Origin of the sequence: Caballeronia sp. LZ033, assembly GCF_031451265.1 — a bacterium.
In the GTDB taxonomy this organism is placed as follows: domain Bacteria; phylum Pseudomonadota; class Gammaproteobacteria; order Burkholderiales; family Burkholderiaceae; genus Caballeronia.
Genome location: NZ_JARUXQ010000004.1, coordinates 29,562 through 47,059, shown reverse-complemented (window position 1 = coordinate 47,059; position 17,498 = coordinate 29,562). Strand labels below are relative to the sequence as shown.

General features: G+C 65.6%; 15 protein-coding genes. 6 read left to right on the top strand and 9 right to left on the bottom strand.

Annotated elements, in window-relative coordinates:
• Window positions 1-36: 36 nt before the first annotated feature.
• From QCE62_RS27590 to zwf, 3 genes are all read left to right on the top strand, one after another.
• The gene (locus tag QCE62_RS27590; protein WP_309925451.1) at window positions 37-2,124 is read left to right on the top strand and encodes a pyridoxamine 5'-phosphate oxidase family protein; all 2,088 of its coding nucleotides are present in this window, start codon (window positions 37-39) and stop codon (window positions 2,122-2,124) included.
• Window positions 2,125-2,225: 101 nt separating this feature from the next.
• Window positions 2,226-3,134 carry a LysR family transcriptional regulator gene (locus tag QCE62_RS27585; RefSeq protein ID WP_309925449.1) on the top strand — a complete coding sequence of 303 codons (909 nt, stop codon included), beginning with the start codon at window positions 2,226-2,228 and terminating at the stop codon, window positions 3,132-3,134.
• A 168-nt stretch (window positions 3,135-3,302) separates the two neighbouring features.
• Complete coding sequence (zwf, locus tag QCE62_RS27580; RefSeq protein ID WP_309925447.1) at window positions 3,303-4,778, top strand: glucose-6-phosphate dehydrogenase; 1,476 nt, start codon at window positions 3,303-3,305, stop codon at window positions 4,776-4,778.
• Window positions 4,779-4,811: 33 nt separating this feature from the next.
• Here zwf and QCE62_RS27575 read toward each other — a convergent pair whose 3' ends face one another.
• The 5 genes from QCE62_RS27575 to QCE62_RS27555 form a co-directional block, all read right to left on the bottom strand.
• Window positions 4,812-6,104: an FUSC family protein gene (locus QCE62_RS27575; protein ID WP_309925444.1), complete on the bottom strand. Its 1,293-nt coding sequence runs from the start codon at window positions 6,102-6,104 to the stop codon at window positions 4,812-4,814.
• 135 nt (window positions 6,105-6,239) lie between these two features.
• A complete protein-coding gene (locus QCE62_RS27570; RefSeq protein ID WP_309925442.1) occupies window positions 6,240-6,878 on the bottom strand; it encodes a LysE family translocator in 639 nt (212 codons plus the stop codon).
• Window positions 6,879-6,973: 95 nt separating this feature from the next.
• Window positions 6,974-8,590 carry an alkaline phosphatase D family protein gene (locus tag QCE62_RS27565; RefSeq protein WP_309925439.1) on the bottom strand — a complete coding sequence of 539 codons (1,617 nt, stop codon included), beginning with the start codon at window positions 8,588-8,590 and terminating at the stop codon, window positions 6,974-6,976.
• Window positions 8,591-8,616: 26 nt separating this feature from the next.
• Window positions 8,617-9,138 carry a universal stress protein gene (locus QCE62_RS27560; RefSeq protein WP_309925436.1) on the bottom strand — a complete coding sequence of 174 codons (522 nt, stop codon included), beginning with the start codon at window positions 9,136-9,138 and terminating at the stop codon, window positions 8,617-8,619.
• A gap of 27 nt (window positions 9,139-9,165) precedes the next feature.
• On the bottom strand, window positions 9,166-9,552 hold the full coding sequence (locus QCE62_RS27555; RefSeq protein ID WP_309925433.1) for a TerB family tellurite resistance protein: 387 nt from the start codon (window positions 9,550-9,552) through the stop codon (window positions 9,166-9,168).
• A 208-nt stretch (window positions 9,553-9,760) separates the two neighbouring features.
• On the opposite strand from QCE62_RS27555, the gene QCE62_RS27550 reads away from it, so the two are divergent.
• The gene (locus tag QCE62_RS27550; RefSeq protein ID WP_309925431.1) at window positions 9,761-11,095 is read left to right on the top strand and encodes an MFS transporter; all 1,335 of its coding nucleotides are present in this window, start codon (window positions 9,761-9,763) and stop codon (window positions 11,093-11,095) included.
• A 249-nt stretch (window positions 11,096-11,344) separates the two neighbouring features.
• Here QCE62_RS27550 and QCE62_RS27545 read toward each other — a convergent pair whose 3' ends face one another.
• A complete protein-coding gene (locus QCE62_RS27545) occupies window positions 11,345-11,890 on the bottom strand; it encodes a Spy/CpxP family protein refolding chaperone (RefSeq protein WP_309925429.1) in 546 nt (181 codons plus the stop codon).
• A 242-nt stretch (window positions 11,891-12,132) separates the two neighbouring features.
• Window positions 12,133-12,900: an IclR family transcriptional regulator C-terminal domain-containing protein gene (locus QCE62_RS27540; RefSeq protein ID WP_309925428.1), complete on the bottom strand. Its 768-nt coding sequence runs from the start codon at window positions 12,898-12,900 to the stop codon at window positions 12,133-12,135.
• Between the two features lie 264 nt (window positions 12,901-13,164).
• Between QCE62_RS27540 and QCE62_RS27535 the strand changes: the two genes are divergently transcribed.
• Window positions 13,165-14,574, top strand: a complete 1,410-nt coding sequence (locus QCE62_RS27535) for an MFS transporter (RefSeq protein WP_309925427.1) — start codon at window positions 13,165-13,167, stop codon at window positions 14,572-14,574.
• Window positions 14,575-14,632: 58 nt separating this feature from the next.
• Here QCE62_RS27535 and QCE62_RS27530 read toward each other — a convergent pair whose 3' ends face one another.
• Window positions 14,633-15,412, bottom strand: coding sequence for an SDR family NAD(P)-dependent oxidoreductase (locus tag QCE62_RS27530; RefSeq protein ID WP_309925423.1), 780 nt, complete (start codon window positions 15,410-15,412; stop codon window positions 14,633-14,635).
• A 111-nt stretch (window positions 15,413-15,523) separates the two neighbouring features.
• Here QCE62_RS27530 and QCE62_RS27525 point away from each other — a divergent pair, with 111 nt between their 5' ends.
• Window positions 15,524-16,450, top strand: a complete 927-nt coding sequence (locus QCE62_RS27525) for a LysR family transcriptional regulator (protein WP_309925421.1) — start codon at window positions 15,524-15,526, stop codon at window positions 16,448-16,450.
• On the opposite strand, the gene QCE62_RS27520 is transcribed toward QCE62_RS27525, so the two are convergent.
• Window positions 16,447-17,493: a Gfo/Idh/MocA family oxidoreductase gene (locus QCE62_RS27520; RefSeq protein WP_309925419.1), complete on the bottom strand. Its 1,047-nt coding sequence runs from the start codon at window positions 17,491-17,493 to the stop codon at window positions 16,447-16,449. The two genes, QCE62_RS27525 and QCE62_RS27520, sit on opposite strands and share 4 nt — an antisense overlap.
• Window positions 17,494-17,498: the final 5 nt, after the last annotated feature.

Below are 17,498 nucleotides of genomic sequence, written 5' to 3'. Positions count from 1 at the left end.
CGACGCCGCCTCACCGGCGTGCGGAGGCAACCCATCATGTCCAGCCCAGCGGTCCTCAATCCTGTTCCCCAGCTCGCGCCCGCACCCTGGCATCGCGGCGAAATCGCGCTGCAGAAGGCCGCGGGCGTGCATGAGCGGATGGACAGCATGGGCCGGCGCGTCGTGCGCGACCACATGCCGGACCAGCATCGCCAGTTCTTTGCGCAACTGCCGTTCGTGGTCGTCGGCGCGGTCGACAGCCGCGGCGATCCGTGGGCCACGCTGATCGCCGGGCATCCCGGTTTCATGCAGACCCCCGACGCACACACGCTGCGCATCGGCCACGCACGCGATCCTCGCGATCCCGCCGAAACCGGCATGGCGGACGGCGCGTCCATCGGTTTGCTCGGCATCGAACTGCACACGCGCCGCCGCAACCGCATGAACGGCGTGATCCATCGCGACGGCGCGCAGGCGCGCTTCGACGTCGCCGTGGAGCAGAGCTACGGCAACTGCCCGCAATACATCCAGTTGCGCGACTTCGAGTTCGTGCGCGAGCCGGGCACGCCCGGCACAGTCGCGCCGGTCGAACTCGACGCGCTGACGCCGCGCGCCAAAGCCATGATCACGGGCGCCGATTCGTTCTACGTCGCGTCGTACTTCGATCGCGATGACGGGCACCGGCAGGTGGACGTGTCGCATCGGGGCGGCAAGCCGGGCTTCGTGCGCATCTCCGACGACGGCTTTCTCACCATTCCCGACTTCGCCGGCAACCTGTTCTTCAACACGCTCGGCAACATTCTCGAGAACGGCCGCGCCGGCCTCGTGTTCGCGGATTTCGAACACGGCACGCTGTTGCAACTCTCGGGCGAGGCTCACGTGCTGCTCGATTCACCGGAAATCGCCGCCTTCCAGGGCGCGGAGCGGCTGTGGCGCTTCAAGCCGCACCGCATCGTGTACCGCGAAGATGCGCTGCCGTTGCACGGGACGGCGCGCGACGACGGCGCGTCGCCCAATGCACTGATGACCGGCGACTGGACGCAGGTATCGGAACGCCTGAAGGCCGCCGCGCTCGCGAATGCATGGCGCGCGTTTCGCGTGAGCCGGATCGTCGACGAGAGCGATTCGATCCGCTCGTTCCATCTCGAACCGGCCGACGGCGCGGGGCTCGTGCCGCACCGCGCGGGTCAGCATCTGCCGATCCGCGTCACGTTGCCGGGCGACACGAAACCGTCGATCCGCACCTACACGCTCTCGGTGGCGCCGTCGGACGGCGTGTACCGCATCAGCGTGAAGCGCGACGGCCGCGTCTCGACCTGGCTGCACGACACGTTGCGAACCGGCAGCACGATCGAGGCGCGCGCGCCGGCCGGCGATTTCACGATCGACGCGTTGGAGAAGCGGCCAGCCGTGTTGATGGCAGCGGGCGTCGGCATCACGCCGATGCTCGCGATGCTGCGGCACATTGTCTACGAAGGGCTGCGCAAGCGCCGCATACGCCCAACCTGGATGATCGTGTCGGCGCATGCGCTTGCCAGCCGCGCGTTCGCTCAGGAAATCGACGCGCTCGTGCAAAGCTCGGGCGGCGCGGTGAACCTGATCCGCGTGCTGAGCGACACGCGGGACGCCGTGCTCGGGCGCGACTACGACGCGTCGGGGCGGATTGATCTCGATCTGCTGACGAGCCGCCTGCCGTTCAACGACTACGACTTCTACCTGTGCGGCCCGGGCGCGTTCATGCAAACGCTCTACGACGGCCTGCGCGCGCTCAATGTCGCCGACACGCGCATCCACGCAGAAGCCTTTGGTCCGTCGGCGTTGCGGCGCACGGCGGATCGCGGTGCGGACGTGAAGCCGCTGCGTCCCGCCGCCGCCGAACCGGTGACGGTGCAGTTCGTGAAGTCCGGCACGGCGGCGCAATGGCAGCCGGACGGCGGTTCGCTGCTGGATCTCGCGGAAGCGAGCGGCCTCGCGCCGGAATTCAACTGCCGCGGTGGCACCTGCGGCACGTGCCGGACGCGCATCGCGAAAGGCGCGGTGACGTACGAGAACGAACCGGCGTTTCACGTCGGCGACGACGAAGCCCTGATCTGCTGCGCCGTGCCGGCAGCGGATTCGGACGCTGCGCTCGAACTCGACTTGTGAGGGCAGGAAAGGCCCCCGAGACAGCGACGGTGGATTGTGCCCCGCGCACATATCCCCGAGAATGCACGGCATCCTTTCAGCCGGCATGCAACGCTTCTCCCATGGACCGAATCCAGGCAATGTCGACCTTCGTCACGGTGGTCGAAACCGGCGGCTTCGCGTCGGCGGCACGCAAGCTCGAGGTGTCGCCGTCGGTCGTGAGCCGGGTCGTGACCGAACTCGAGGAACACCTCGGCGTGCGCCTGCTCACGCGCACCACGCGCGTCGTGCGCCTCACCGACGCCGGCAGCGGCTTCTTCGAAGACTGCCGCCGCATACTCGGCGAAATCGAGACCGCCGAACTGTCCGCCACCGGCACGCACACGTCGCCGCGCGGCGTGCTCACGATCACCGCGCCGGTCATGTTCGGCCGCCTGCACGTCACGCCGATCGTGATCGACTATCTGCGCCGCTATCCCGAAGCCGATGCCAACTGCTGGTTCGTCGACCGCGTCGTGAACCTGGTGGACGAAGGCATCGACGTCGCGGTGCGCATCGCGGAACTGCCGGACTCGTCATTGCAGGCGATCCGGGTCGGCAACGTGCGGCGCGTGCTGTGCGCGTCGCCCGCGTATCTCGCGGAACACGGTACGCCCCGTCATCCCGACGATCTCGCCACGCACGTCATCATCTCGTCCACCGGAGCATCGACGCCGCCCGAATGGCGCCTCTACGACGGTGAGCGGCAGGTGCTCGTGCGCGCGCATCCGCGCCTGACCACGACCACCAACGACTCCGCCATCGGCGCCGCGCTCGCGGACTTCGGCATCGCGCGGCTGCTGTCATATCAGGTCGCGCAATATGTGCAGGAAGGCCGGCTCGCCGTTGTGCTCCCGGACTTCGAGCCGCCCGCCATTCCCGTTCATCTCGTGCATCGCGAAGGCCGCCATGTCGCGCAGAAGGTGCGGGCGTTCCTCGATCTCGCCGTCGCCACGCTGCGCGCGGATCCCGCGTTGAGCTACAACGGCTAAACGCCCGGCGCAACCGGCCGCACGCGGGCGCGACGGCGTCGAATCGAACGGCCGTCAGGCACGCTGCCGTGCAAAAAACCGGCAAAACATGCAACATAGCTGTCTCGTCCGATCCTGACCGATCGCCGCGCCTTTGGCTTTCTCAGACCCCTTCACGGCTCACGCACCATGACCCAACCGACTTCTCCCTCGAACGAACGCCCGCTCGACATGATCATCTTCGGCGGCGGCGGAGACCTGGCGGCGCGCAAGCTGCTGCCCGCGCTGTACATGGCGCACTCGCACTGCAACCTGCCCGCCGACACGCGCATTCTCGCGATCGGCCGCAAGGACTGGACGCGCGAAGACTATCTGAAGAACTTCATGGAGGCGCAGGCGCGGCCGTTCATCGAAGACAAGGTGTTCGACGCGCAATCGTGGGACAAATTTCTCGCGCTGTTCGACTACGTGCGTGTCGACGTGGAGAACCCGTCCGACTTCCAGCGTCTCGGCCAGGCCGCGCGCCCGGGCTCGCAGCGGGTCTTCTACCTGTCGACCTCGCCCGAGCTGTTCGTGACCATCTGCGACAACCTCGACAGCGCCGGCATCCTCGACGACCACGCCCGGGTCGTGCTGGAGAAGCCGCTCGGCCACGACCTGGCGTCGGCGCAAGCCATCAACGACGCAGTCGGCAAGCACTTCAAGGAAGAGCAGATCTACCGGATCGATCACTATCTCGGCAAGGAGACGGTGCAGAACCTGATGGTGCTGCGCTTCGGCAACGCGATCTTCGGCCCGCTGTGGCAGGCGCCGTACATCAAGAGCGTGCAGATCACGGTGTCGGAGACGGTGGGCGTGGGCAGCCGCGCGGGCTTCTACGACCATACCGGCGCATTGCGCGACATGGTGCAGAACCACTTGCTGCAACTGCTGTGCATCGTCGCGATGGAGCCGCCCGTTTCGCTCGATCCGGACGCCGTGCGCGACGAAAAGCTCAAGGTGCTGAAGTCGCTGCGGCCGATGAGTGTCGCCGACATCGCGCGCGACACCGTGCGCGGCCAGTACACGGCCGGCGCCGTGGGCGGCGAGGCGGTGAAGGGTTATCTGGAAGAAGCCAACGTGCCCGCCGACAGCCGCGCCGAAACCTTCGTCGCCGTGCGCGCGCATATCAACAACTGGCGCTGGGCCAACGTGCCGTTCTTCCTGCGCACGGGCAAGCGGATGCAGAATCGCCGCTCGGAGATCGTCATCGATTTCGCCGACCTGCCGTTCTCGATCATCCCCGACGGCCCGCGTCACTACGGCAACCGTCTCACCATCACGCTGCAGCCGGAAGAATCCATCCAGTTGCAGATGATGGCGAAGGAACCCGGCAGCGGCATGCACATGCAGCCGGTGACGCTCAATCTGGACTTGCAGCAGGCCATGACGCAGCGGCGCGCGGAGGCGTACGAGCGGCTGCTGATCGACGTGATTCGCGGCAGGCTCACGCATTTCATGCGCCGCGACGAACTGGAAGCGGCCTGGACGTGGGTCGAGCCGATCCTCAACGGCTGGAAGGAACTCGGCGACCGTCCGCGCGGCTATACGGCGGGCACGTTCGGACCGGCGGCGTCCAGCGCGTTGATGGCGCGCGAGAATCTGGCCTGGGCAGAAGAAGCGTGATGGACTGAACGTGGCGATGCGGACGGCATGCTGTCACCGCATCGCCGTGCGCACGGTTCGTTTCTCCCACCAGACGGCACTGGCCGCCATCACGGCGGACAGCACCACGATTCCGCCGAGAATGCCCGCGAGCCGCAGCGCGGCGGGCGTCGGGTCGGACGACCAGTGGTGATCCTGCACGAACACCATGATGAAGGCGATGCTGAACTGCCGGCCGACATAGCTCGCGCCCTGCGCTCCGGTCTGCACGTGACAGCCGATCCACACGCCCGCGCACAGCGCGATCATGCAGAACAAAGGTGAATCGCCGAGCAAGGGCAGCAGTGCGAGACTCACGGCCCCCGCCAGCAGGCAGCCGATGAAGCGCTGGATCATGCGCTCCGCAACGGGCTTGCGCGTCGGCTTGCCGAGCGCCGAGGCCGGCAGGATCAGCACGGCGACGGCGGTCACCATCGCCTGTGCGAAGCCCGGCAGGTTCCACGCATAAGCCAGCGCGGCCAGGATCATGACCGCCCATGCGCTCTGCCACGCAAGCCTTCTGCGCATCTCGCGGGCCACCTGCGCGGCGCGCGCAACGTGTGAAGCCGACACGGCCTGCACCGCCTGCGCCGCGTCCGAAGGCATCACGGTGATGGCCTGCGTGCTCGCGCCATCGACGCGATCCACCGTGGACGCAGCCTGCGCACGCGGCACCGGCGCCGCGCCGCGCGTGCGGCGGAAGTGTTGCAGGCCCGCGTGAAACAGCGCCGACACCGCCACGCACGCGCACGTCCCCACCACCACTTCGGCGACACGCAACAACGCGAACGAAGCCGTCGCCGACGCGGACACGAGCCGATGCGCCTCGAAGGTCACCATCATCGACGTCACGGCGCCCAGCACCCACGCATAGCCCGCATCGGACGCAAGCGCGCGATACACCGAGACGCCCGCGATCACGCCGAGCAGCGGCACGAAGATCCACGGGACGTCGCCGATCAGCGGACCGGCAAGCGCGCCGATGATGGCCCCGGCCACGGTTCCGACCACGCGATGCACGCCGCGCTGCGCGCAGGCGGAGAATTTCGACTGCATGACCGCGAAGCCGCTGATGGCGGCCCACCAGATGTTGGTCAGATGGAACGCGTAGGCCAGTGCGACGGCCAGCGCGACCGAGAGCATGGCCTGGGTCGCGAAGAGTGCGCGCGCGGACGTCGGGCGAAAGGCGGCGAGTTCACGTCCCAGCGACACGAAGGCGTCGCGCACGGTGCGCAAGACATCGGCGCCTAGTGCCTTGCTGCGGGATTCGATGGAAGGGGTGCTGCGGGGTGAATCGTCGGTCGGCATCGGGCTCGGGATCCGTCTGGCGTTTAGCTTGAGCGTAGTCGCCTGCGGAGCCGAGCGCAAAACAATTGACGAAAGAATTGCATCGGGCGTTGCATATGCGCCATCGGCGACGCCATGTACGCAATGCGCCGCAAGTCAGGAACGCGAGGTCAGAAGACGGATGCCAGCCGCGCCGAACACGAGCGCGAGGCAGCCGTCGAGGCCGCGCTGCATGCGCTGATAGATGCGTCGTGCGGACGGCATCGAGAACAGCGCGGCATAGCCGCCGAACACGCTCGCGCCGATACACAGGCAGCCCGCCACCACCACGAGCATGTGACCGGGCCCCTCGCCCGCCGACGAGCCGAGCGCCGCCACCGACATCCACACGAGAATCGCCTTCGGATTGGTGAGATGCAGCAGCGCGCCGCGCGTGTAGAGCGCACGGGCGGCGAGGTCGCGCGCGGGCGCGGTGGAGGACCGCACCGGCGGACGCAGCGCCGCGCGTCCGGACTTGAACGCGAGCCACAACAAGTACAGTCCGCCGCAGATCTTCACAGCCGTGAGAAAGCCCGAATACGCGGTGAGCGCCGCGGACAGTCCGAGCGCCGCGAGCATCGCCCAGAAGCACGAGCCGGACATCACGCCTGCCGCGAAGGCAAAGGCGGCGCGGCGGCCGGACTGGCTTGCGATCGACATGATCGCGAGATTGCTCGGCCCGGGGCTCGCGGTGCCGACGAAATACGCCGACCAGGCAATCAGCAGGTTCGCGCTGAACAAGGCGTGAGGGGTCATGGCGTGGGCGTCTCCGTTCAATGTTGTGCGCATTGTCGCGAAGGCGCGTCGGCGGCGTCCATGCATGGATGACGCCGGAACCGGCAGGCCAATTTTCAGGTTTCGACGTCCAGCTTCACCTCGTAAAGCGACTTGCCGTTCAGGTCGTGCAGCGAGACGGTCAGCGCGCGGCTCACCGGGTCGATCTTCGCGCGGCCGTAGAACTGTTGCAGCGCCGCGGGTGAGCGGTTCTGCGGATTGTCCTTCGGCACGCTCACATAGCGCAGTTCGGGCCCGAAGGTCGTGTCGAGCTCGTTCGGACCGAAGGTGCCCGCGTTGATCGGCCCGCCGACGAATTCCCAGAACGGCTTGAAGTCGGTGAACTTCGCGCGCGACGGATCGTAGTGCGTCGCCTGTGCATAGTGCACATCGGCCGTGATCCAGACGACGTTCTCAATGTTCTCCTGCTTGATGAAACGCAGGATCTCCGCCAGCTCCAGTTCGCGTCCGAGCGGTGCGCCGTTGTCGGCGTTGGCCCATGCTTCGTAGGTGCCCTTCGGCACATCCGGATTCGCATCCGGCACGACGAGCGAGATGGGCATGTCGCTCGCAATCACCTTCCACGTCGCGCGCGAAGCCTGCAACGAGGCCTTCAGCCACGCCGTCTGCTGCGAGCCGAGAAACGCGGCGTCCGCATCCAGCCGCGGCTGCCGGTTCGGCGAATTGGCGCCGCGATACGAGCGCTCGTCGAGCATGAAGACGTCCAGCAGCGGACCAAACTGGAAGCCGCGATACACCTGCTCAGGATCCAGCTGGTTGATGCGATACGGGTTGTATTCGAACATCGCCTGCTTCGCGCGCGCTTCGAGCAGGTTGATGGCGCGCGTCTGATAGCGCTTTTCCGCCGCGCCGATCTGCTGTCCCGGATACCAGTTATTGCGCACTTCGTGATCGTCCCATTGCACGAGGAATGGGACTTCGGCGGCGAAACGGCGCTTGTTGCGGTCGAGCTGGTTGTAGGCGAACGCCGCGCGATAGTCGTCGAGGGTCTGCGCCACGTGCGACTTGCCTTCGGTCACGAGGTTGGTCCACAGCGAGCCGTCCGGCAGTTTGACTTCGGCTTCGATCACGCTGTCCGAGTAGATCTGGTCGCCCTGATGGATGAAGAAGTCCGGCGCTTCACGGCGCATCGCTTCGTAGATGCGGTAGCCGCCGAAGCCTTCGTTGATGCCCCAGCCCTGCCCGGCTTCATCGCCGGAGAAAACGAAGCAGACCGGTTTCGTCGCATCCAGCGACGCAGTGCGCAGGCGGCCCGTCGCCGCTTCGCTGATGGCCTTGCCATCGACGAGATCCTGGAAGCGCACGCGATAGAACATATCCGCGCCCGGCGGCAGGCCGGTCAGGTCGACGCGCGCGGTGAAGTCGCTGCCCTCCAGCGCCGCGGGCCCGATGCGCCGCTGGAAGGTGCTGAAGTTCTCGCTCGTCGAGTACTCGACGATCATGCGCGCCGGCCGGTCCGTGCGGCTCCAGACGATGCCGCTCGTTGCGGTGACATCGCCGCTCATCACCCCGCCGGGTAGTTGCGGACGCAACTTGTCCGAGGTGACGACGGCAGGCGCCACGCCTTGCGCCAGCGCGTCGGCCAGACCGGCGCCGCTGAGCGCAAGTCCGGTGCCGGAGACAAGACCCTTCAGCAAGGTGCGTCGGGACGGTTTGACGATGCGATCCGGCATGGCGAGCTTCCTCTCGAACGGTACGATTAGGCAGGTGTGCGCTGCGTCGAACCGGTGATGGTAAAGCGCAATGGTGTCGCTTTTGTTGCAGCCTCCGCGTCGGCAGGCTCGCGGTTCGTCGCGATCAGCACGCGGCGATTGCTGTGACGGCTCACCGCGTCGGCCATGCGCTCTTGCCAGAAGCGCCATGCGCCGGACCGGCTGCGGCCGATGACGATCAGGTCCGCGTCGAACTCGCGCGCTGCCTGCGCGATCGTGCGTGCGACCGTCGCGCCATTCGGCAGGTCGATCGTGACGCACACGCCGTTTACGCTCGATGCGAGTATGGCCTGCAACGTGCGCTTCTCGACTTCGCGCACCTGTTGCTCGATGCAGGTCATCGACGCGCCGAAGTCGTGCTGCACCGACGAGAGCGCCCAGAACGGCAAACGGTCCACGACATGAAGCACCGTCAGGCGTGCATTGCTTTCGCGGGCGCGCGCGATGCCGAGCGCGAGCGCGGCATGGCTGAGACTCGGGCCCACGGCTACCAGGATATGTTGCTGCATGATGTCACCTCCTTGCGATGACCTGGCTCAGTGCATGAGCCACGCGCGCTTCACGGCGTCGAGCACGACCGCCTCGGTCCACGTGATGTGGCCATCCGCGACCACCGCTGTCTGGCACAGCGCCAGCACCTCGCGTCGGATGCGATCGTCGCGCACTTCTTTCGCAAGCTCTTCGACAACGCCCGCATCGACCCGGCACGCTTCGTCCCACGTCAGATAAGAGGACCGTGTGAGGTCCTCGCATACCTCTCGCACGACTTCATGCAGTTCGCCCGCATGCAAGCCGAGCCGTCTGTAAAAACCGCGCCGTTCGAGCGCTTCGACTTCCTTGCCGCTGATATGCCCGTCCGCGATCAGCGACATCACGACGATGCGCGCCGCGGCACGCGGGCTGTCCGATGGATAGTGACGCATGGCTCAACTCCTCGATCAAAGTTCCTGAAGGAAAGGCCGTACGTGATGACTGGAGAGAACGCACCGCCTTTGCTTCGCATCGTAGGAACGCAGAATGAGCGGAAGATGAGCGCGATACCTCGGCGGTATGACCTCAGTCCTCATCGGTATTGGACGGGCGGCGCACCCTGCTCTTACTCTCCGGCATGCCAATCACAACGGAGACTTCATGAGACCGCCTCTCGATATCGCGTCGCTGATCGACCGCGAACGCGTTCGTCCCTTCCAGTGGACGATCTTCCTGCTGTGCTTCATGACCACCTTGTTCGACGGCTTCGATACCCAGGCCATCGCCTATACGGGCCCGGCGATCGTCGCGGCATTCGGACTGGCGCCCGGCGATCTCGCGCCGATTCTCATCGCGGGCACGCTCGGCATGACCCTCGGCGCCATGACGCTCGGGCTGCTCGGTGACCGCGTGGGACGGCGTCCCGCGCTGCTCGGCGGCGTCGCGCTGTTCAGCCTTGCTTCGCTCGCGACCGCTTTCGCGAGTGATACCACGCAGATTCTCGCGCTGCGCTTCATCGCCGGCCTCGGCATGGGCGGCTGCACGCCGGTCCTGCTCGCGCTCGCCGCCGAATACGGGCCCGTGCGGCATCGCGGCGCGATCATGACCGGCGTGCTGCTCGGACTGCCCGCCGGCGCCATGCTCGGCGGCTTGCTTGCCGCGCGCATGCTGCCCGTGATCGGCTGGCAAGGCGTGTTCGTCGCGGGCGGCGCGGCGCCGCTCGTGCTGCTCGCGCTGCTCTGGTTCGTGCTGCCCGAGTCACTGCACTTTCTCGTGACGCGTTCGCGCGACGATCATCGCGCCGTCCGCGCGGTGCTGGCGCGCATCGTTTCGCAACCGCTTGCGCCGGACGCGCGCTTCGCCGTGCATGAAGCTGCCGCGCGGGCGAGCGTCGGCGCGCTGTTCCGCGAAGGCAATGCGCGCAACACTGTGGCGATCTGGGCCGTGTACTTCTTCAACTGGATCGCGTGGTTCATGTTCCTTTCGTGGCTGCCCACGGTGCTGAAGGCCGCCGGCCTGCCCGCCGCGCAGGCGCCGTTCGGCACGGTCGTGGTGAATGCGGTGTTCATCGTCTGCGCGATTCCGCTGTCCATCGCGCTGCCGAAAATCAGCACGCGACGCCTGTTGATCGCGCTGCTGGCGTTGGGCATTGCCATTGCGCTCGGCCTGGCCTATGCGGGTACGTCGTGGGGATGGGTGTTCACGCTCGCGGGCGCGGCGGGGCTCGGCATCGGCGGACAACAGATCGCGCTGAACTATCTGGTGGTCAGCGCCTATCCGACGACACTGCGCGCCACCGCCACGGGCTGGGCCATCGGCATGGGACGCGTGGGGGCGATCGTGGGCTCGGCGGTCGGCGGCATGTTCCTCAACCTCGGCGGTCCGGGCGGCTTCTATCTCGTGCTCGCGGTGCCGCTCGCGGCCGCGCTGCTCGCCGTGATCGCGATCCGCACCGGCGAAGGCCAGGCGGATCCGTCGATGGCGGCCGCGCATTGAGTGACGACTGTTGGCTGAGGCCGCACAGGCTTGGCGAGTGCGTTGGGCTACATGAGACAGCATGTTCTCCTGTCTCAAGACGTGAGCCTTGTCACGCGAGGCTCACGCCCTCGTCGCGATGATTGGCATGCCGCATGCATGAGAGAGTGCGTCACATCGCGGCTGCCTGCCACTGACGCGATGCGACCGGGCCGGCTGCCTTGCGCGCCGGCCCGTTTTTTTGCGCTGCGTGTACAGCGCACCGCCGCATCAGAGGCCGGTTCGCGGATCGTAAGGACGCGCCGGATGATGCGCGATGTTCTCGAACTGCGGACGCATCGCATCGCTGAAGGTCTGCTTCTGCTGGTTGTTCAGCGAACCGTAGAAGGTCAGCCAGGCCTTCGCCGATTGCCCGGACAACGGCGCGTCCTGCTGCGCCGCCTTCTGGTCGAGCGCGTGCAGCGCGGAGAGATCGAGGATCGGCTGCTTCAGCAACGCCTGCATGCGCAACTGCATCTGGTCTGCGTTCATGCGCTCGGCGGCGTGACTTTCACGCATTGCATCGAGCGCGGCTTGCCATTGCACTTCCTGATCGGGCGTGAGATTCAACTGGTCATGCAGCGTGCGCATGTTGACCGGCTGCACGTGGATGGCGGTGTCGCTGTCCAGCGGCACAGTCTGCGCATAGACCGGCGCGGAGCCGACGCCAAGTGAAAGCGCAGTGACCACGCTCACGACCGACAGCTTGAGCAGCAATGCGGTACGCCCGCCAAGGTGCGTATGGGCGACAGGTTTTGCTTTGACGTTCGGGCTCATCTCGGTTCCCCTTTTCCTCGTTCGATGTTCGGATGGAGTTGCGCGCTTTCGCTGTTGCAACCATGAGACCGAGTGTAGGGATGGTGAATGAGCGAAGAATGAGGGCTCTGCCTTATTCCCGAAAACGCTCACCTTTGGCCGGTTTGCGAGTGTCGGAAAGCCTTCAAACAAGGGGCTGTGTTCGAACGAAGGCGCCCGATCCCGAATACCCTCACCTTTGCGTCTGGCCGGTCGGCTGAAACTCAGATCACGTTCAACATCGACAACGCCGTTTCCTGCAACGGCTGCAGCACGCGAGCGAGCGCCGCTTCGCGCGTTTCCTTTCCGATTGGCATGTTGGCCGAAAGCGCGGCAACCACTTCGCCATGACGGTTCTTCATCGGCACGGCGACGCCGCGCACACCCATCTGCAATTGCTGCTCGATCTCGACATAACCCTCGACGCGCGAATGGCGGATCTTCTCGTAGAGCTGCTCCTTGTCGGTGATCGTGAGCGGCGTGAAGGGCTTGAACTCGGTGTCGTCCAGCCATTGGCGCACGGCCGCTTCATCGCGATACGCAAGCATCGCGATGCCGCCCGACATCAACGCAGCCGGCACTCGCGCGCCGAGCACGAAGCCGGTGGTCATCACGCGCGTGGAGCCGTTGCGCGCGATGATGACGAGGTCCCACTCATCGAGCACGCTCACGTAGACCGATTCGTGGATCAGCGCACTCAGCTGTTGCAGATAAGGCTGCACGATGCGCGGCAGACGCGCCGACTCGAAGTAGGACCAGCCCATGCGCAACACGCGCGGCGTGAGACTGAAGAGCTTGCCGTCCGTCTGCACATAGCCGAGATGCGCGAGCGTCAGCAGATAGCGGCGCGCGGCCGTGCGCGTGAGGCCGGTGCGCACGGCGGCCTGCGTGGGCGTCATGCGCGCGTGCTGATCGTCGAAGGCTTCGAGGATCGCCAGGCCCTTCTCCAGGCCCGCAATCCAGTCGCGCTTGTCGAGTGCAGGTTTAGTCATGCAGACATGCTTGTTTAGTTATGGAACGACGGCTGTTTCGGCCGCTAAAGCAACGCATTGGCTAGTGCTAACCCCAAAAGCGTTCGATTAACGCACACACGCGTACGATAATCGCGCAAAATCTATCACAGAATGTTGATTGAAAGGGGTTGCGCTCTTATTCTCCAATCACTTTCAGAGCGACGCGTGTTTTCAGACTCGACTCTCCGCCGCTCGGCCAGTTTCCCAGGCTCAACTCCATAAACCTATTTCGGAGACATTTCTATGGCTAGCCCTATGGAAGACGCGCACGGCGGCCGCCAGGCGAAAAAAGCGACGGCGAGCGGCTGGATCGGTTCGGCGCTCGAGTACTACGACTTTTTCATCTACGCGCAAGCGGCCGCGCTGATTTTCCCGCAGTTGTTCTTCCCGTCGGGCAATCCGAAAGTGGCGATCATCGCGTCGCTGGCAACGTACGGCGTGGGCTACGTGGCGCGTCCGATCGGCGCATTCGTGCTCGGCCATCTCGGCGACACGCACGGCCGCAAGAACGTCCTGCTGATCTGCATGTTCCTGATGGGCTTCTCGACGATGGCCGTCGGCCTCCTGCCGACCTATCACCAGATCGGCATGTTCGCGCCCGCGCTGCTTGTGGTCCTGCGCCTGGTCCAGGGTTTTGCGGTGGCGGGTGAGATCTCCGGCGCCAGCTCGATGATTCTCGAACACGCGCCGTTCGGACGCCGTGGTTACTACGCGAGCTTCACGCTGCAGGGCGTGCAGGCCGGCCAGATTCTCGCGGCCGCCGTGTTCCTGCCGCTCGCCACGTTCATGCCGGAAGACATGTTCAATTCGTGGGGCTGGCGCGTGCCGTTCCTGCTGTCCGCATTCGTGCTGGTGGCCGGCTACATCATCCGGAAGGAAGTGCATGAAACGCCGGCCTTCACGTCCGAAGGCGCGCACGGCGACCTGCCCAAGTCGCCGATCAAGGAAGCCTTCGCCAACAGCACGCCCGACATGGTCCGCGTGGTCTGCATGGCGCTGATGAACGTGATTCCCGTCGTCGCGACGATCTTCGGTGCGGCCTATGCGGTGCAGTCTTCGTATGGCATCGGCTTCCACAAGAGCGTGTATCTGTGGATTCCGGTGGTCGGCAACATCGTTGCGGTACTGGTGATTCCGTTCGTCGGCAACCTGTCGGACAAGATCGGCCGACGCCCGATGATGATCGGCGGCTCCCTGGTCTCGGGCCTGCTGTCGTTCGGCTATCTCTACGCGATCAGCATTCACAACGTGCCGCTCGCGTTCCTGATGTCGCTGCTGATGTGGGGCGTCGTGTATCAAGGCTATAACGCGATCTTCCCGAGCTTCTACCCGGAACTGTTCCCGACCCGCTCGCGTGTTTCGGCGATGGCGATTGCACAGAACATCGGCACGACCATCACGGCCCTGCTGCCCGCGCTGTTCGCGGCGGTGGCGCCGCCGGGATCGAACAACATCCCGCTGACGGTCGGCGCGATTGCGTTCGGCGTGACGATCATCGCCGCGATTGCAGCGTACTCGGCACGTGAGACGTATCGCATCCGCCTGAACGATCTCGGCAAGAAGGACGCCGTGCCGATGAGCGAACAGGAGTACGAGCGCCTGCGCGCCGACTCGATGAACGTGGAAAAGGTCGCCAAGGCACGCCACGCCTGATGCGGATTGTGTTGGAGTGATTGGACGGGCCCTTGCAACCTCGCAGGGCCCGTTTTTTTTATGCTTGGCGCTCGATTTTCACGCCGGACAGACGCTCGCACTGTTCGATAAGCGCACCCTGCAACGCTTCGTTGCGCGCGGCTGGATCGCAGTCCCGTTCCCGCATGTGGAAGAAGTAGCGGCCCGTCACGCGCGCGGCTTCATCGTCGCTGACTGCGAGCCAGGCCTGCGTGCGATGCGCCAGATCCAGGTCGTCCGGGGCGGATGCGCCGCCCATCTTCGTCGGCACCCAGCCCGGTTCGAGCGCATTCGACAACACGCCCGGCCAGTAACGCGCCACCGCGCACGCCAGCAGCACGTCCATGAACTTGCTTTCGGCATAAGCCTGCGCGCCGCGCCAGGGCCGCTGCGTCCAGGTGAGGTCGTCTAGGTTCGCGCGTGACCCGTGGTGCATGCCCGAACTGAGGTACACGAGCCGCGCGGGCTTTTCGATCAGCGCCGTCAGCACGTAAGGCGCGAGCACATTGATCGCAAAGACCTGCGGCAGGCCGTCCTCGGTTTCGACACGACGCGGTTCGCGGTAGCCGATGCCCGCGTTATGGATCACCGCATCGAAGTGTCCGAGTGCGTTGACCTGCGCGGCGACGTCGCGCATGGCGGCAATGCCCGCAAGATCGCCGGTCACGATTGCTTGGGTGTCCGGCATGGCGGCATGTGCGTCAGCGGCGCGTGCCGCATTGCGTGCGTGCAGCACGACGCGATGTCCTTCGTCGAGCAGCAGTCGCGCCGCCATGGCGCCGAGTCCGTCCGTCGATCCTGTGATGAATATGCGTGCCATGTGCTTGCTCCCTTGCTTTGGCCTTCACCATTGAACCGGACCCATTCTGCGCGCAATCTCCCGCCTTCGCGATAACATGAATGTCACGAGGTCAATGACGCGGAGGCATGAATGGCCGGTTTCAATGAACGCATGCTGAACGGCATCAGCGTATTCGCGGCGATCGTCGATGCGGGCACCTTCGCGGCGGCGGGCGACCGCCTCGGCATGTCGCAGCCCGGCGTGAGCCGTGCCATTGCGCGGCTGGAAGCGCGCCTCAAGATCCGGCTGTTCGACCGCACCACGCGCAGCGTCGCACTCACCGACGACGGCCGGCGCTTCTTCGAACACGTCATGCCGCATCTGCTTGGTCTGGAAGAAGCCGCGGCCATGGCATCGGGCAGCGCGACCTCGGTGCGCGGACGCCTGCGCGTGAATGTGGATCCGATCTTCTCGCGGCTCCTGCTAGGACCGAAGCTCGATGCGTTCCTGAAAGCGCATCCCGATCTCGAACTGGAGCTCATCACGAGCGACCGGCTCGGCGACATGATCGCGGACGGCTTCGACCTCGCCATCCGGTTTGGCGCGCCACGCGATTCGAGCCTGATCGGGCGCAAGCTGCTGGATACACCGGTCCACACGGTAGCCGCGCCGTCCTACCTGAAGCGTCGCGGCAAGCCCGCGACGCCGCAAGCACTCGCCGATGACGCGCACACCTGCATCGAGTTCCGCGATCCTGAAACGGGACGGCCCTTCGTGTGGGAGTTTCATCGCAAGAAGAAGCGCCTGACGGTCGAGACGCGCGGACGCCTGACCGTCAACGATCCCGGCACGATGCTGAACACGCTGCTGTCGGGCTATGGCATCGCGCAGATTCTCGCGCTCGGGCATGAACACCTGATGGAGAACGGCAAGCTGATCGACCTGTTTCCCGACTGGCCCGACGAGCGTTTTCCGCTCTATGCGTATCATCCGTCGCGGCATCATCCGCCGGCCAAGACCCGCGCGTTTCTTGATCTCGTGGTGGGTCTGACCGGGGCTGCCAGCAGTGACGCCTAAAGCGTGACGGTCTTGCCGCTGCGCGCACTGGCGATGATCGCCGCGAGCGTCGCCGCGTTGTCGAGACTGACTTGCGCGTAGTAGTCGATGGCGGCGGTGTCGTGCGTCGCGACCATGCGCGCGAAGCTCTCGGCGGCGAACAGGAAGCCGCTTCCCGTTGCCGCAGGCACCGCGTCGAACGGCACCGAGTTCGGAATGCCGCGCCGCACGCGCAATTGGCTCGGCAGATAGCCGTACGCATCGCCGGACGCCTGGTCGCTCGTGTGATTCAGGTACTCGGTATCGATGGTGCCCTGCGTGCCGATGATGGTTGCATAGCGATGATTCGCGGCATCCATCGAACACGACACCTGCGCACGCCGGCCGTCTTCATAGACGAGCGTCGCCATGAGACTGATATCGACGTTGCTGTCGGCCCACGTCGCCACGGCGTCGACACGGCTCGGCGCGCTGCCCATGACGAGTCGAATCAGGCTCAGCGGATAGCTGCCCGCGTCGAGCAGCGCGCCGCCGCCGAGTTCGGGCTTCATGCGGATGTTCGCGCCCGGATTGCCCACCGTGAAACCGAAGCACGCCTGGATGGCGCGCACCTCGCCGACCGCGCCCTCGCCGATCAGCGACATCATCGCGGCCGTCTGCGGCTGGAAATAGAACGGGAACGCTTCGAGCAGCATCACGCCGTTGCGGTCGGCGGCGTCGAACATGCGCGCGGCTTCATCGCGATCCAGCGCGAGCGGCTTTTCGCACAGGATGTGCTTGCCGTGATTCGCGGCCTTGATCGCCCATTCGGCATGCAGGCTGTTCGGCAAGGGAAGATAGATGGCGTCGATGTCGGGGCTGGCGAGCATGGCGTCATAGCTGCCGAACCAGGCATCGATCTGGTTGGCTTCGGCGAACACCTGCGCAGTTGCATCGCTGCGGCTCGCGACGGCAACGACACACACGGTCTGGCTCGGACGGACGTCGCGCGTGAACTGACGCGCGATGTTCGCGCCGCCGAGAACGCCAACACGCAATACGGAAGAAGTCGATTGAGATGACACAGCGG